The following is a 15529-nucleotide window of genomic DNA, read 5'->3' as shown; positions in this document are numbered from 1 at the left end:
TGCTTGTGTTCCCAATCATGCCGTGCGGCGCAGTATCAGCAGATGGCGTTGGCCTTGGCAACCAGGTACGGCCAGGGCGTGTTCGCTATCGAGGTGGAAGTCTGCCGGCAATGCTACCAGCTCATCGGCCGGATGAACGCCCTTCATTGCCAGCCAGCGTGTTTCGCTATCGCCGAGGTGGCGAGTCCAGTTACTGAAGTTTTCCATGCTGCTGAACGCCCGGGAAATGATCCCGTTGAATGGCTGTGCAGGCTGGAATGCTTCGACGCGACTGTGGATAACTTGCAGGTTATCCAGTTTGAGTTCGAGTTTGACCTGGGTCAGGAAGCGGGTTTTCTTGCCGTTGCTGTCCAGGCAGGTCACCTGGGACTCGGGAAACAGGATCGCCAGCGGAATGCCAGGCATGCCGCCGCCGCTGCCGACGTCGAGCCAGCGACCGTTTTCGATGAACGACATCACGCTCAGGCTATCGAGCAAGTGACGGGAAACCATTTCGTCCGGATCACGCACGGCGGTGAGGTTGTAAGCCTTGTTCCATTTGATCAACAGGGCCAGGTAACCCAGCAACTGTGCGTGCTGGGTTTCTGTCAGCGTGACACCGAGTTGGCGAGCACCTGTGGATAACTCTTCTGCGTGTTGCGAAGTGACCAACGAACTCAAGCGCTTTGCTCCAACTGACGGCCCGCGCCGCGTTTTTTCAAATGAATCATCAACAGCGAAATGGCTGCCGGCGTAACGCCCGGGATACGCGAGGCCTGACCCAGGGTTTCTGGACGGGTCGCGCCGAGCTTGCTCTGGATCTCCTTGGAGAGACCGGAAATGTTCGTGTAATCGATATCCACAGGCAGTCTGGTGTCTTCGCTGGCACGCAAGCGGGCGATTTCATCCTGTTGACGATCGATGTAGCCGGCGTACTTGGTCTTGATTTCGACCTGCTCGGCAACCTGTGGATCTTCTGCGCCCCCACCGGTCACGGCAATCAGACCAGCGTAGTCGATTTCCGGACGGCTCAAGAGATTGAGCAGGTTGTATTCGTGAGTCAGTGGCGTGCCGAATTTTTCGGCAATGGCATCGCCCTGTTCGGTGCCCGGGCGTACCCAGGTGCTTTTCAGGCGCTGCTCTTCCAGTTCGATGCTTTCGCGTTTTTTGCAGAAAGCCGCCCAGCGCACGTCATCCACCAGGCCCAGTTCGCGACCTTTTTCGGTCAAGCGCAGGTCGGCGTTGTCTTCGCGCAGGATCAGACGATATTCGGCGCGGGACGTGAACATCCGGTACGGCTCTTGGGTACCAAGGGTGATCAGGTCGTCGACCAACACACCGATATAGGCCTCGTCGCGACGCGGGCACCAGGCCTCTTTGCCTTGTGCACGCAGTGCAGCGTTGGTTCCGGCGAGCAAACCCTGCGCACCGGCTTCTTCGTAACCGGTTGTACCGTTGATTTGCCCGGCGAAGAACAGACCGCCGATGACTTTGGTTTCCAGGCTGTATTTCAAATCCCGTGGATCGAAGTAGTCGTACTCGATCGCGTAGCCAGGACGCACGATGTGCGCGTTTTCCATGCCGCGGATCGATTGCACGATCTGCAATTGCACGTCGAACGGCAAGCTTGTGGATATCCCGTTCGGATACAGCTCATGGGTGGTCAAACCTTCCGGTTCGATGAACACCTGATGGCTTTCCTTGTCGGCGAAGCGATGGATCTTGTCTTCGATCGACGGGCAATAACGCGGGCCGATGCCTTCGATCTCGCCGGCAGCGGAATACATCGGCGAACGGTCGAGGTTCGCGGCAATGATTTCGTGGGTACGGGCATTTGTGTGGGTAATCCAGCAACTGACCTGTCGTGGATGCTGTTCCTTGTTGCCCATGAACGACATCACCGGGATCGGCGTATCACCCGGTTGTTCGGACATCACCGAGAAATCCACGGACCGGCCGTCGATACGCGGTGGAGTACCGGTTTTCAAACGACCCACACGCAATGGCAGTTCACGCAGACGGTGAGCCAGCGCGATCGATGGCGGATCACCGGCGCGACCGCCGGAAAAATTCTGCAAACCGATGTGGATAAGTCCACCGAGGAACGTGCCGGTGGTCAGCACCACGGAATCGGCGAGGAAACGCAGACCCATTTGCGTGACAACACCACGAACTTGTTCCTGCTCAACGATCAGGTCGTCAGCGGCCTGTTGAAATATCCACAGGTTCGGCTGGTTTTCCAGGATTTCGCGGACAGCTGCCTTGTACAGAACCCGGTCTGCCTGTGCGCGGGTTGCGCGCACGGCCGGGCCTTTGCGGCTGTTCAACACGCGAAACTGGATGCCGCCTTTATCGGTGGCCATGGCCATCGCGCCGCCGAGGGCGTCGATTTCCTTGACCAGGTGGCTTTTGCCGATCCCGCCAATGGCCGGATTGCAACTCATGGCACCGAGGGTTTCCACGTTATGCGTCAGCAACAGGGTTTTAACCCCCATACGTGCTGAGGCCAGTGCTGCCTCGGTACCGGCATGACCGCCGCCGATGACGATCACTTCAAAACGGGAAGGGAAATCCACCACGCACCTCGTGCCTGCTTAAGTAGGTAATTCAGGAATAGTTTGAGCTCAGGTTTTTGGACCTGGTCGACAAGTATAGGGACTTCGCCCTTCCTAAAGAACCCTTTGCACAAAATTTAACCAGCTGTGGAAAAGTCGGAGTTATAGAAATTAAAAAGAAAGAAATTTATTAAATCTTTGTTTTTATGTTTATTTCTATGCACCCACCTTTCTGTGGATAGATTGATGCAGGCCTTTGTTTTCAATATGTACAGAGATTCAAAACCCTGTGTTCATGTACCAATGAGGCCCTTGGATAACCGGTGTAAGCCTGTGGATGAAAGGGGTGGTTATCCACAGAGGCGGTTATGTTCAGTTTTCGAGCCCTGTTATCAACTGACCTTAGCGTCGGTTATTCACAGGGCTTAATCCACAGAAAAGCTCCGTTTGCTCGAATTTCAGGTACAGGAATTACGCTCAAGCAGACGAAGCCCGCTCGGCACTGGAGGTTATTTTCAGAAAAGGAGAAAGCAGACAGGCACGAATGGCCTGTCTGTGAATAACAGGAGGGCTACTTACCGATACAGAAGCTGGAGAAAATTCGCCCCAGCAGATCGTCAGAGCTGAAGGCACCAGTGATTTCACCCAACGACTGCTGAGCCTGGCGCAAATCCTCGGCCAATAACTCGCCAGCACCGGCCAGGGTCAATTGCGCGCGGCCATGCTCGAGAGCAGCACTGGCATGACGTAGCGCCTCAAGGTGTCGCCGGCGAGCGCTGAAGCTGCTTTCAGACGTTTGTTCATAGCCCATGCAGGCCTTGAGGTGATCACGCAGCAACTCCAGTCCGATACCACCCGATTTGGCGCTCAGGCTGATGGTGACATGACCGTCCTGGCTGACCTCCAGGGCAATGGCTTCGCCTGTAAGGTCGGCCTTGTTGCGGATCAGGGTGACTTTCGCGGGATCGGGACGAATTTCGAGAAACTCCGGCCACAGCGCGAACGGATCGAGGGCTTCGGGCGCTGTGGCATCGACCACCAGCAATACCCGATCCGCTTCGCCGATGGCCTTCAAGGCACGCTCGACGCCGATTTTTTCAACATGATCATCGGTATCGCGCAGACCGGCGGTATCCACGACGTGCAGCGGCATGCCATCGATGTGGATATGTTCGCGAAGCACGTCACGGGTGGTACCGGCAATTTCCGTTACGATCGCTGCTTCACGCCCGGCCAGGGCATTGAGCAGGCTGGATTTGCCGGCATTCGGACGACCGGCAATGACCACGGTCATGCCGTCACGCAGCAAGGCACCCTGCCCGGCTTCGCGGATTACAGTGGATAACTCGTCGCGCACCTTGTCGAGCATGCTCAGGACGTGACCATCGGCGAGGAAGTCGATTTCCTCTTCCGGAAAATCGATGGCCGCTTCGACATAGATGCGCAGGCCGATCAATTGCTCGGTGAGGTTATGCACACGCGACGAGAAGGCACCCTGCAGGGAGCGCAACGCATTTCGCGCAGCCTGGGCGGAACTGGCTTCAATCAGGTCGGCAATGGCTTCGGCCTGGGCGAGGTCCAGTTTGTCGTTGAGGAAGGCGCGCTCACTGAATTCCCCCGGCCGGGCGAGACGGCAACCCAGTTCCAGACAGCGTTTGAGCAGCATATCCAGAACAATCGGGCCGCCATGGCCTTGCAGCTCCAGGACATCTTCGCCAGTGAACGAGTTCGGGCCGGGGAAATACAAGGCAATGCCCTGGTCCAGCACCTCGTCGTTTTCACTGAAAAACGGACCGTAGTGAGCAAATCGCGGCTTGAGCTCGCGACCACTGAAGGCCTTGGCCGCAACGCTGGCCAACGGCCCGGAAATACGCACGATGCCTACACCGCCGCGACCTTGAGCGGTGGCGACGGCTGCGATGGTTTCACGAGGAACGCTCATAAACCGGTATCCAGACAAAAGTGACAGATAGCAAAACGCCCCACTAGGGGGCGTTTTGAGTGGTTATCCACAGTGTAAATCAGGCAGCTGCTTTAGCGGCTGCTTCGATCTTACGTGTGATGTACCACTGTTGGGCGATCGACAGGCAGTTGTTCACTACCCAGTACAGCACCAGACCAGCCGGGAACCACAGGAAGAAGAAGGTGAAGATGATTGGCATCAGCTTCATCACCTTGGCCTGCATCGGATCCGGAGGAGTCGGGTTCAGCTGCTGCTGGATGAACATGGTTGCACCCATGATGATCGGCAGAATGAAGAACGGATCCTTGATCGACAGGTCAGTAATCCACAGCATGAACGGCGCCTGACGCATCTCGACGCTTTCCAGCAGAACCCAGTACAGCGAGAGGAAAACCGGCATCTGCACGAGGATTGGCAAGCAACCACCCAGCGGATTGATCTTCTCTTTCTTGTACAGCTCCATCATGGCTTGCGACATTTTCTGCCGGTCATCGCCATGTTGCTCTTTCAGCGCGGCCAGTTTCGGTGCCACTGCACGCATGCGCGCCATGGATTTGTAGCTGGCAGCCGACAGCGGGAAGAAGATCCCTTTGATCAGCATGGTCAGGAAGATGATCGACCAGCCCCAGTTACCCACAATGGCGTGGATATGTTGCAGCAACCAGAAGATCGGTTGGGCGATGAACCACAGAATGCCGTAGTCGACCGTCAGCTCCAGACCTGGGGACAACTCTTTCAGCACGGCCTGGCTTTTCGGACCAGCGTACAGAACGGCGCTGGTTTCAGCCTTGGCACCCGGTGCAACACTCATCGATGGACCGGTGTAGCCGATGATGTAGTTGCCTTTGCTGTCTTTACGGGTCTGGACGACGTTGTTTTCGCCCTTGGCCGGAATCCATGCGGTCACGAAGTAGTGCTGCAACCAGGCAACCCAACCGCCAGTGACGGTTTCTTTCAGCGGCGCCTTGTCCATGTCCTTCATGGACACTTTCTTGTACGGCTCGGAACTTGTCCACAGGGCGGCCCCCAGGTAAGTCGCGGTACCAGTAGCCGTGGTCGACGAAGGATCGGCGCTGGCGTCGCGCTTCAACTGGGCGAACATCGCACCGGTCCAGGGCTGGGCGCTCTGGTTGTCGATCAGGTAGGAAACGGTTACGTCATACAGGCCGCGTTTCAGGGTGAAACGCTTGATGTAGTTGACGCCGTCCTTGCTGAACTTCAGGTCAACGACCAATTGGTCCTGACCGTCGGCCAGCTGATAAACCTTCTTCTCCGAGGAATAAACCGGACGACCGGCCGGATTTGCATCCGGACCGTTGGTGCCGATCAGACCGCTTTGCGCCAGATAAGTACGTTCGCCGCCGTTATCGAACAGCTGGAACGGAATTTCCGGGTGATCCTGACGACGCGGATACAGTGGCAGGGTCAGCTGGGCAACATCGCCACCTTGTGGGTCGACAGCCAGGTCCAGTACATCCGTTTTGATCTGGATGAGGTCCTTGCTCACAGCCACCGGCGTTTCGGCAGGTGCGCTGGTGTCGCTTGCAGCACGTGGAATGTCGTCACTGGCGGAAGCGTTGGAGCCAGATGCCGTATCCGGCAGGCCCGATGCAGTCGTATTGGTGGCAACATTCTGAGTCGGCAGGGCAGCCTGGCCATAGTCCTGGTTCCATTTAAGAACCATAACGTAGGACACGATTGCCAGGGCGACGATCAGGATCGTGCGTTTGATATCCATGATTACTCGGCCATCGAAGAAGAACGGGAGGTAGGGATAGGTGGAACCGGGTCATAACCACCGGAATTCCACGGATGACAGCGACCTAAACGACGAAAGGTCAGCCAGCCACCGCGAAGAAGGCCATGATTTTCGATGGCTTCTAACGCGTAGCAAGAACAGCTGGGGTAGAAACGACAGTGATCGGCCATCAGGGGACTAATGGCATAGCGATAAAACTGGATCGGAACGAGTGCCAGTTTACGCATCCGGACTGTCTACCCCTACAGGTTCGGTTTTAACTGCTGGTACCGGCGAACTGCGAGCCAGTCGTTTCCAGAGTTTGCCGAGATGCTGAATCAATTCGGGGTTTTCTACGTCACCCAAACCTTTACGCGCGACGATAACAATGTCCCAACCGACCAGAGAATCCTGGTTCAGGCGAAACGATTCGCGCATCAGACGTTTGAGGCGATTGCGCTCGACGGAGAGCTTTACGCTCTTTTTCCCGATAACCAACCCGAGACGGGGGTGATCAAGATCGTTGTTGCGCGCAAGGAGCAGGAGATTTTTCCCCGGAACCTTGCCGGTAGGGGAGTCAAAGACTGCCTTGAAATGCCGGGGGGTAAGCAGACGCTTTTCCCGACTGAAGTCCTGACTCACCTCCAGTGCCGGATTATCAAACTGCCAGACGCGCACGACCTTTGGCGCGACGACGCGACAGGACGGCACGACCGTTCTTGGTAGCCATGCGAGCACGGAAACCGTGGGTACGAGCGCGTTTGATAGTGCTTGGTTGGAAAGTACGTTTCATTGTCGTGTTACCTGGTTCGTCCACAACGGGCCGGAATGGCCCCCGTTTTAAGAGACCGGGGATTCTAGAGAAAGCAAGCCTTCAGGTCAATTTCCAACCAACGTTTCCTTATAAATAGATCTCCGGAGGTTTTTCTGTGTTCGCACCTTGCGTAGATATAAAAATAAGAAAGGAAAGTATTTAAAGCTTTTCTGTAAAGCTTATAAAAGCTAGGTGCGCATTCATCTGTGGATAAGTTGATTCAGGCCTTGTTTTACCAGCTGTACAGAGAATGACAACTACGGTGGAAAACAGTGTTCAGCCTGTGCTGCGCTGTCGGATAACCTGTGTGTGAAAGGTGGCTTTATCCACAGGCCGGTTATCCACCGAGTTTCGCCCCCACTTGTACAATGACCTTAACCCCGGTTATCCACAGAGCTTATGCACAGACCACTGGTCGCCTTTTTTGCGTATAAAACGGAGATTCTTCTTGGGCGATGAACCACCTTCGTGTGGATAAGTCGGCGTCTGGTCGCTACAATGGCCGCTTGTTTTTGCCTCACCGGCTTTCAACTTAGGGGATATCCGTGTCAGTGGAACTTTGGCAGCAGTGCGTGGAGCTTCTGCGCGATGAGCTGCCTGCCCAACAATTCAACACTTGGATCCGTCCACTACAGGTCGAAGCCGAAGGCGACGAGTTGCGTGTCTATGCGCCCAATCGTTTTGTTCTGGACTGGGTCAACGAAAAATACCTGGGGCGTGTTCTCGAATTGCTCGATGAACACGGCAATGGCATGGCACCTGCGCTTTCCCTGTTAATAGGCAGCAAACGCAGTTCGGCACCTCGTGCCGCGCCCAATGCTCCCCTGGCTGCCGCGGCTTCCCAGGCCCAGGCTGCTCAAGCGCCAGCCAGTCCGCCGACGGCACCTGCCGCCGCGTCGACCAAGCGTGCGACGCAAAAAGTGTCTGAGGTCATTGAGGAAGAACCTTCCCGTGACAGCTTCGACCCGATGGCCGGCGCCAGTTCGCAACAGGCTCCGGTTCGCGCCGAACAACGTACCGTGCAGGTCGAAGGTGCGCTCAAGCACACCAGTTACCTGAACCGCACCTTTACCTTCGAGAATTTCGTTGAAGGTAAATCCAACCAGCTGGCGCGCGCCGCCGCCTGGCAGGTGGCAGATAACCCCAAGCACGGTTACAACCCGCTCTTCCTTTATGGTGGCGTTGGCTTGGGTAAAACCCACTTGATGCACGCTGTGGGTAACCATCTATTAAAGAAGAACCCGAATGCCAAGGTGGTGTACCTGCATTCCGAGCGTTTCGTGGCAGACATGGTCAAGGCCCTGCAGCTGAATGCGATCAACGAGTTCAAACGCTTCTACCGTTCGGTGGACGCGTTGCTGATCGATGACATTCAGTTCTTCGCCCGCAAGGAGCGTTCCCAGGAAGAGTTTTTCCACACCTTCAACGCCCTGCTCGAAGGTGGCCAGCAGGTTATTCTCACCAGTGACCGCTACCCGAAAGAAATCGAAGGCCTTGAAGAACGCCTGAAATCCCGCTTTGGCTGGGGCCTGACCGTAGCGGTCGAGCCGCCGGAGCTGGAAACCCGCGTGGCTATCCTGATGAAGAAGGCCGATCAGGCCAAAGTCGAGCTGCCTCACGATGCCGCGTTCTTCATTGCCCAGCGCATTCGCTCCAACGTCCGTGAGCTGGAAGGCGCGCTCAAGCGCGTGATTGCCCACTCGCACTTCATGGGCCGCGATATCACCATTGAGCTGATTCGCGAATCCCTGAAGGACTTGTTGGCGTTGCAGGATAAACTGGTCTCTGTGGATAACATTCAGCGCACTGTCGCCGAGTACTACAAGATCAAGATCTCTGACTTGCTGTCCAAACGCCGTTCGCGTTCGGTCGCTCGTCCGCGTCAGGTCGCCATGGCATTGTCCAAGGAACTGACCAACCACAGCCTGCCGGAAATCGGTGATGTGTTTGGCGGTCGCGACCATACAACGGTCTTGCACGCGTGCCGCAAGATCAACGAACTTAAGGAATCCGACGCGGACATCCGCGAGGACTACAAGAACCTGCTGCGTACGCTGACCACTTGATGAACACCAGCGCAGCTTATTAAGGCAAGGGACTAGACCATGCATTTCACCATTCAACGCGAAGCCCTGTTGAAACCCCTGCAACTGGTCGCAGGCGTCGTCGAACGCCGACAGACCTTGCCGGTACTTTCCAACGTGCTGCTGGTTGTCGAAGGCCAGCAATTGTCGCTGACCGGTACCGACCTGGAAGTCGAGCTGGTTGGTCGTGTTCAACTCGAAGAGCCGGCGGATCCGGGTTCCATCACCGTGCCTGCGCGCAAGCTGATGGACATCTGCAAAAGCCTGCCGAACGATGCGCTGATCGACATCAAGGTCGACGAGCAGAAGCTTGTGGTCAAGGCTGGCCGTAGCCGCTTCACTCTGTCGACACTGCCGGCCAACGACTTCCCTACCGTGGAAGAAGGCCCGGGTTCGCTGACCTGCAGCCTGGAGCAAAGCAAGCTGCGTCGTCTGATCGAACGCACCAGCTTCGCCATGGCCCAGCAGGACGTGCGTTATTACCTCAACGGCATGCTGCTGGAAGTTTCCGCCGGTGTGATCCGCGCCGTGGCCACCGACGGTCACCGTCTGGCCATGTGCTCAATGCAGGCCGATATCGGTCAGCCGGATCGTCACCAGGTCATCGTGCCGCGTAAGGGTATCCTCGAGCTGGCACGCCTGCTCACCGAGCCGGACGGCAATGTCAGCATCGTGCTGGGTCAGCATCACATCCGCGCCACCACCGGTGAGTTCACCTTCACTTCGAAACTGGTCGACGGTAAATTCCCGGACTATGAGCGTGTTCTGCCTAAGGGCGGCGACAAGCTGGTACTTGGCGATCGCCAGGCTCTGCGCGAAGCGTTCAGCCGTACCGCCATTCTGTCCAACGAGAAGTACCGTGGTATCCGTCTGCAACTGGCGAGCGGTCAGCTGAAGATCCAGGCGAACAACCCGGAGCAGGAAGAGGCGGAAGAAGAAGTGGGCGTTGAATACAACGGCGGCTCTCTGGAAATCGGCTTCAACGTGAGCTACCTGCTCGACGTACTGGGCGTGATGACCACTGAGCAGGTTCGTCTGATCCTGTCCGACTCCAACAGCAGTGCGCTGGTGCAGGAATCGGATAACGACGACTCGGCCTACGTTGTCATGCCGATGCGTCTGTAATAGCTAGATGTCCTTAAGTCGCGTCTCGGTCACCGCGGTGCGCAATCTGCACCCGGTGACCTTCTCCCCCTCCCCCCGCATCAATATTCTTTACGGCGCCAACGGCAGTGGCAAAACCAGTGTTCTGGAAGCCATCCATCTGCTGGGGCTTGCCCGTTCGTTTCGCAGCACTCGTTTGTTGCCGGTCATTCAATACGAACAATTGGCATGCACGGTTTTTGGCCAGGTTGAACTGGCGGAGGGTGGGCAAAGCGCCTTGGGCATTTCGCGGGATCGCCAAGGCGAATTCCAGATCCGTATCGATGGGCAGAACGCGCGCAGCGCCGCGCAACTGGCCGAGATACTGCCACTGCAACTGATCAATCCGGACAGCTTTCGATTGCTGGAAGGTGCGCCGAAGATTCGCCGACAGTTTCTGGACTGGGGTGTGTTCCACGTGGAACCGCGCTTCATGTCAACCTGGCAGCGCTTACAGAAGGCCCTGCGCCAGAGAAACTCTTGGCTGCGGCATGGTACACTTGACGCCGTTTCACAAGCGGTTTGGGACAGGGAACTGTGCCAGGCCAGCGCTGAAATTGATGAATACCGCCGCGCTTATATCAAAGCCTTGAAACCAGTCTTTGAACAAACCTTGAGCGAACTGGTTGAGCTTGAAGGCTTGACGCTCAGCTATTACCGCGGCTGGGACAAGGACCGAGAACTGAGTGCTGTGCTCGCCGGGTCTCTTCAGCGAGACCAGCAAATGGGGCATACCCAGGCGGGACCACAACGTGCTGATTTGCGTCTCAGACTGGGCGCACACAACGCCGCGGACATCTTGTCCCGTGGCCAGCAGAAGTTGGTGGTTTGCGCATTACGGATTGCCCAAGGGCACTTGGTCAGCCAGGCTCGACGCGGTCAGTGTATTTATCTGGTGGATGACTTGCCGTCCGAACTGGACGAGCACCACCGTCGCGCGCTTTGCCGCTTGTTGGAAGACTTACGCTGCCAGGTCTTTATCACCTGTGTAGATCACGAATTATTGAGGGAAGGCTGGCAGACGGAAACGCCAGTCGCTCTGTTCCACGTGGAACAGGGCCGTATCACCCAGACCCACGACCATCGGGAGTGAAGGCATTGAGCGAAGAAAATACGTACGACTCAACGAGCATTAAAGTGCTGAAAGGCCTGGATGCCGTACGCAAACGTCCCGGTATGTACATTGGTGACACCGACGATGGCAGCGGTCTGCACCACATGGTGTTCGAAGTGGTCGATAACTCGATCGACGAAGCTCTCGCCGGCCACTGCGACGACATTAGCATCATCATTCACCCGGATGAGTCCATCACCGTTCGTGACAACGGTCGTGGCATCCCGGTAGACGTGCACAAAGAAGAAGGCGTTTCGGCAGCCGAGGTCATCATGACCGTGCTGCACGCCGGCGGTAAGTTCGACGACAACTCCTATAAAGTATCCGGCGGTCTGCACGGTGTAGGTGTGTCGGTGGTGAACGCACTGTCCAAAGAGCTTGTTCTTACGGTGCGCCGCAGCGGAAAAATCTGGGAACAGACTTACGTCCATGGTGTTCCGCAAGAACCGATGAAAATCGTCGGCGAGAGTGAGACAACCGGTACCCAGATTCACTTCAAGCCATCGGCTGAAACCTTCAAGAATATCCACTTTAGCTGGGACATCCTGGCCAAGCGGATTCGTGAACTGTCCTTCCTCAACTCCGGTGTCGGCATCGTCCTCAAGGATGAGCGCAGCGGCAAGGAAGAGCTGTTCAAGTACGAAGGCGGCCTGCGTGCGTTCGTTGAATACCTGAATACCAACAAGACTGCGGTCAACCAGGTGTTCCACTTCAACATTCAGCGCGAAGACGGCATCGGCGTGGAAATCGCCCTGCAGTGGAACGACAGTTTCAACGAGAACCTGTTGTGTTTCACCAACAACATTCCACAGCGCGATGGCGGTACTCACCTGGTGGGTTTCCGTTCCGCACTGACGCGTAACCTGAACACTTACATCGAAGCGGAAGGCCTGGCGAAGAAGCACAAGGTCGCCACCACCGGTGACGATGCCCGTGAAGGCCTGACCGCGATTATTTCGGTGAAAGTACCGGATCCGAAGTTCAGCTCTCAGACCAAAGACAAGCTGGTGTCTTCCGAAGTGAAGACCGCGGTCGAACAGGAAATGGGCAAGTACTTCTCCGACTTCCTGCTGGAAAACCCGAACGAAGCCAAGCTGGTCGTCGGCAAGATGATCGATGCGGCGCGTGCCCGTGAAGCGGCGCGTAAAGCCCGTGAAATGACCCGTCGTAAAGGCGCGCTGGATATCGCCGGCCTGCCGGGCAAACTGGCCGACTGCCAGGAAAAAGACCCTGCCCTTTCCGAACTGTACCTCGTGGAAGGTGACTCTGCTGGCGGCTCCGCCAAGCAGGGACGTAATCGTCGGACCCAGGCCATCCTGCCGCTGAAGGGCAAAATCCTGAACGTTGAGAAGGCGCGTTTTGACAAGATGATCTCTTCGCAAGAAGTGGGCACCTTGATCACTGCGCTGGGCTGCGGTATCGGCCGCGACGAGTACAACATCGACAAGCTGCGTTACCACAACATCATCATCATGACCGATGCTGACGTCGACGGTTCGCACATCCGTACCCTGCTGCTGACCTTCTTCTTCCGTCAGTTGCCGGAGCTGATCGAGCGTGGCTACATCTACATCGCTCAGCCGCCGCTGTACAAAGTGAAGAAAGGCAAGCAAGAGCAATACATCAAAGACGACGACGCCATGGAAGAGTACATGACGCAGTCGGCCCTGGAAGATGCGAGCCTGCACCTGAACGAAGAAGCACCTGGCATTTCCGGTGAAGCACTTGAGCGTCTGGTGACTGACTTCCGTCTGGTGATGAAGACCCTCAAGCGTCTGTCGCGCCTGTATCCACAGGAGCTGACCGAGCACTTCATCTACCTGCCAGCGGTGAGCATGGAGCAACTGTCCGATCACGCAGCGATGCAGGATTGGCTGGCTCAGTACGAAGTTCGCCTGCGCACCGTCGAGAAGTCCGGCCTGGTTTACAAAGCCAGCCTGCGTGAAGACCGTGAACGTAACGTCTGGCTGCCGGAGGTCGAACTGATCTCCCACGGTCTGTCGAACTACGTCACCTTCAACCGCGACTTCTTCGGCAGCAACGATTACAAGACTGTCGTTTCGCTAGGCGCTCAACTGAGCACCCTGCTGGACGACGGCGCGTACATCCAGCGTGGCGAGCGCAAGAAGCCGGTGACCGAGTTCAAGGAAGCCCTTGAATGGCTGATGGCTGAAAGCACCAAGCGTCACACCATCCAGCGATACAAAGGTCTGGGCGAAATGAACCCGGATCAGCTATGGGAAACCACCATGGACCCAAGCCAGCGTCGGATGCTCAAAGTGACCATCGAAGACGCCATTGGCGCGGACCAGATCTTCAACACCCTGATGGGTGATGCGGTCGAACCTCGCCGTGACTTCATCGAGAGCAACGCTTTGGCGGTGTCCAACCTGGACTTCTGATCCCGGTCGGCACCAACGAAAAGGCCAACGCATTGCGTTGGCCTTTTTTATTCGCCGCGTTTTACTCTCTCGCCGGAGCAATACGCGGTCTCATTGCGGCTCCTGTCTCACGACCTACGGGCAATCCAGGCTGCTTCGTCATGGCGAAAGCCTGCGTTTGCTCCGGGCATAAAAAAACCGGCTATATCAGCCGGTTTTTTTACGTCCAAAAAAAACTTATGCACGTTTTTATGATTTTTATCATTCTAAGAAATATGTAAAAAAATCATAAGCTTACATGCAAAAAACAACGTTTTTCGATGAAACGGTACACAGGTTATCCACAGAATCTCAGACAGCCACCTGATCGTTTGAAACCGGCGCTTGCGGGGCCGGTGGCAACGAGCCCATTTCCCGTTGCATCTGCTCGTTCCACGCCTGGACCCGGTCGTTCAATTCAGCAATGGCTCGCGGTCCGGTGCCTGCGGCATACATCGGCTCGCCAATGATCACTGTGATGACGCCCTGCTTCTTCGCCCAACCGGTTTTCGGCCAGAACTTGCCTGCGTTGTGCGCAATCGGCAGCACCGGCAACTCGGCGTTGACCGCCAAGGCGCTGCCACCGCGCGAGAACTTTCCGACGGTGCCGAAAGGAACGCGTGTGCCTTCGGGGAAGATCAGCACCCAGACATTGTCCTTGAGCAATTCATCGCCTTTTTGCGCCACATGCTTGAGCGCGGCTTTCGGGTTGTCGCGATCGATGGCGATCGGTCGCAGCATGGCCATGGCCCAACCGAAGAACGGCACATAGAGCAATTCACGTTTGAGCACCTGGCTCAGCGGTGAGAAGTAGGCCGAGAGAAAGAACGTCTCCCAGGTGCTCTGGTGGTTTGACTGAATGACGCAAGGCCGTTCAGGTACGTTCTCGGCACCCTTCACTTCGTAGCGAATGCCAAGGAACACTTTGCTCAGCCACAGGGCGCAGCGGCACCAGTACACGTTGATGAAGCGATAACGTGCCTTGAAGGGCAGAAACGGCGCGATAAAAAAACTCAAGCTGCACCACAGCAAAGAGCTGGTGCCCAGTAGCAGGTAAAAGAGGAAGGTTCTGATGGCCTGCAATATCGACATGGTGACGTTTACCGTTGCGGGAATTGCCCGCCTGTATAAAGCGCACTCCTGATGGGTCCCTTATCAGGAATTTCAGAAGCACTCTAATTGTGGATAAGTTCTGCGGCAATCGCCGCCAGATCGTCAAAAATCAATGTGCCAACCGGAAGGGTTTTACCCAAAGTCTTTTCGCCTTTCCCGGTCTTTACCAAAACTGGCTGTGAATCGACGGCTTTGGCGGCCTCCAGGTCACCAAGGCTGTCGCCGACGAACCAGAGATTGGTCAGCGACACGTTGTAATGAGCGGCGATGGTTTTCAACATCCCGGGTTTCGGCTTGCGGCAATCGCAGCCTTCGTCCGGCCCGTGGGGGCAGTAGACGATCAGGCCGACTTCACCGCCCTGCTCCGCCACCAGCGCGCGCAAGCGCTCGTGCATGGCATCCAGGGTGGCGAGGTCGTAATAACCGCGAGCGATGCCCGACTGGTTGGTAGCGACCGCTACCGTCCAGCCGGCCTTGCTCAACTGCGCGATGGCCTCGATCGATCCGGGGAGCGGAATCCACTCCTCCACCGACTTGATGTAAGCGTCGGAGTCGTAATTGATCACTCCGTCCCGATCGAGAATCAGCAGTTTCAACAGCAGTCCC

Annotated in this window: 13 protein-coding genes; 4 read left to right on the top strand and 9 right to left on the bottom strand. The window is 56.4% G+C overall.

The genetic code is table 11. The features are described 5' to 3' along the window. Nucleotides 1-15: 15 nt before the first annotated feature. The 7 genes from rsmG to rpmH all read right to left on the bottom strand — a co-directional run bounded on the left by rsmG (nucleotide 16) and on the right by rpmH (nucleotide 7028). The gene (rsmG, locus tag BSF44_RS07985) at nucleotides 16-660 is read right to left on the bottom strand and encodes a 16S rRNA (guanine(527)-N(7))-methyltransferase RsmG (RefSeq protein ID WP_007969895.1); all 645 of its coding nucleotides are present in this window, start codon (nucleotides 658-660) and stop codon (nucleotides 16-18) included. Further along, on the bottom strand, nucleotides 657-2555 hold the full coding sequence (gene mnmG / locus BSF44_RS07980) for a tRNA uridine-5-carboxymethylaminomethyl(34) synthesis enzyme MnmG (RefSeq protein ID WP_095943036.1): 1899 nt from the start codon (nucleotides 2553-2555) through the stop codon (nucleotides 657-659). Before mnmG ends, rsmG begins: the two co-directional genes overlap by 4 nt. A 550-nt stretch (nucleotides 2556-3105) precedes the next feature. Continuing rightward, nucleotides 3106-4476 (bottom strand): tRNA uridine-5-carboxymethylaminomethyl(34) synthesis GTPase MnmE, encoded by a 1371-nt coding sequence (gene mnmE, locus BSF44_RS07970; protein ID WP_095943035.1) that lies wholly within the window; start codon nucleotides 4474-4476, stop codon nucleotides 3106-3108. Nucleotides 4477-4555: 79 nt separating this feature from the next. Next, nucleotides 4556-6235 (bottom strand): membrane protein insertase YidC, encoded by a 1680-nt coding sequence (gene yidC / locus BSF44_RS07965; RefSeq protein ID WP_095943034.1) that lies wholly within the window; start codon nucleotides 6233-6235, stop codon nucleotides 4556-4558. A gap of 2 nt (nucleotides 6236-6237) precedes the next feature. Beyond that, on the bottom strand, nucleotides 6238-6483 hold the full coding sequence (gene yidD / locus BSF44_RS07960; protein ID WP_095943033.1) for a membrane protein insertion efficiency factor YidD: 246 nt from the start codon (nucleotides 6481-6483) through the stop codon (nucleotides 6238-6240). Then, a complete protein-coding gene (gene rnpA, locus BSF44_RS07955; protein ID WP_218194549.1) occupies nucleotides 6476-6877 on the bottom strand; it encodes a ribonuclease P protein component in 402 nt (133 codons plus the stop codon). Before rnpA ends, yidD begins: the two co-directional genes overlap by 8 nt. A 16-nt stretch (nucleotides 6878-6893) precedes the next feature. After that, nucleotides 6894-7028 carry a 50S ribosomal protein L34 gene (rpmH, locus tag BSF44_RS07950; RefSeq protein WP_003213577.1) on the bottom strand — a complete coding sequence of 45 codons (135 nt, stop codon included), beginning with the start codon at nucleotides 7026-7028 and terminating at the stop codon, nucleotides 6894-6896. Nucleotides 7029-7594: 566 nt separating this feature from the next. Between rpmH and dnaA the strand changes: the two genes are divergently transcribed. The 4 genes from dnaA to gyrB are packed head-to-tail and all read left to right on the top strand — an operon-like array spanning nucleotide 7595 to nucleotide 13792. Continuing rightward, a complete protein-coding gene (dnaA, locus tag BSF44_RS07945) occupies nucleotides 7595-9115 on the top strand; it encodes a chromosomal replication initiator protein DnaA (RefSeq protein ID WP_095943031.1) in 1521 nt (506 codons plus the stop codon). Between the two features lie 39 nt (nucleotides 9116-9154). After that, nucleotides 9155-10258 carry a DNA polymerase III subunit beta gene (gene dnaN, locus BSF44_RS07940; RefSeq protein ID WP_007969885.1) on the top strand — a complete coding sequence of 368 codons (1104 nt, stop codon included), beginning with the start codon at nucleotides 9155-9157 and terminating at the stop codon, nucleotides 10256-10258. Between the two features lie 7 nt (nucleotides 10259-10265). After that, the gene (recF, locus tag BSF44_RS07935) at nucleotides 10266-11369 is read left to right on the top strand and encodes a DNA replication/repair protein RecF (RefSeq protein ID WP_095943030.1); all 1104 of its coding nucleotides are present in this window, start codon (nucleotides 10266-10268) and stop codon (nucleotides 11367-11369) included. A gap of 5 nt (nucleotides 11370-11374) precedes the next feature. Then, on the top strand, nucleotides 11375-13792 hold the full coding sequence (gene gyrB, locus BSF44_RS07930; RefSeq protein ID WP_095943029.1) for a DNA topoisomerase (ATP-hydrolyzing) subunit B: 2418 nt from the start codon (nucleotides 11375-11377) through the stop codon (nucleotides 13790-13792). A gap of 330 nt (nucleotides 13793-14122) precedes the next feature. On the opposite strand, the gene BSF44_RS07925 is transcribed toward gyrB, so the two are convergent. Continuing rightward, entirely contained in the window at nucleotides 14123-14902 is a 780-nt protein-coding gene (locus BSF44_RS07925) for a 1-acyl-sn-glycerol-3-phosphate acyltransferase (protein WP_032829311.1), read from the bottom strand. Nucleotides 14903-14985: 83 nt separating this feature from the next. Then, the gene (gmhB, locus tag BSF44_RS07920) at nucleotides 14986-15525 is read right to left on the bottom strand and encodes a D-glycero-beta-D-manno-heptose 1,7-bisphosphate 7-phosphatase (RefSeq protein WP_165798734.1); all 540 of its coding nucleotides are present in this window, start codon (nucleotides 15523-15525) and stop codon (nucleotides 14986-14988) included. Between the last annotated feature and the right edge of the window lie 4 nt (nucleotides 15526-15529).

It is taken from the genome of Pseudomonas sp. ACN8 (assembly GCF_002303925.1).
Taxonomy (GTDB): domain Bacteria; phylum Pseudomonadota; class Gammaproteobacteria; order Pseudomonadales; family Pseudomonadaceae; genus Aquipseudomonas.
The sequence above is the reverse complement of the archived record's forward strand: the minus strand, read 5'-3'. Positions and strand labels throughout refer to the sequence as shown.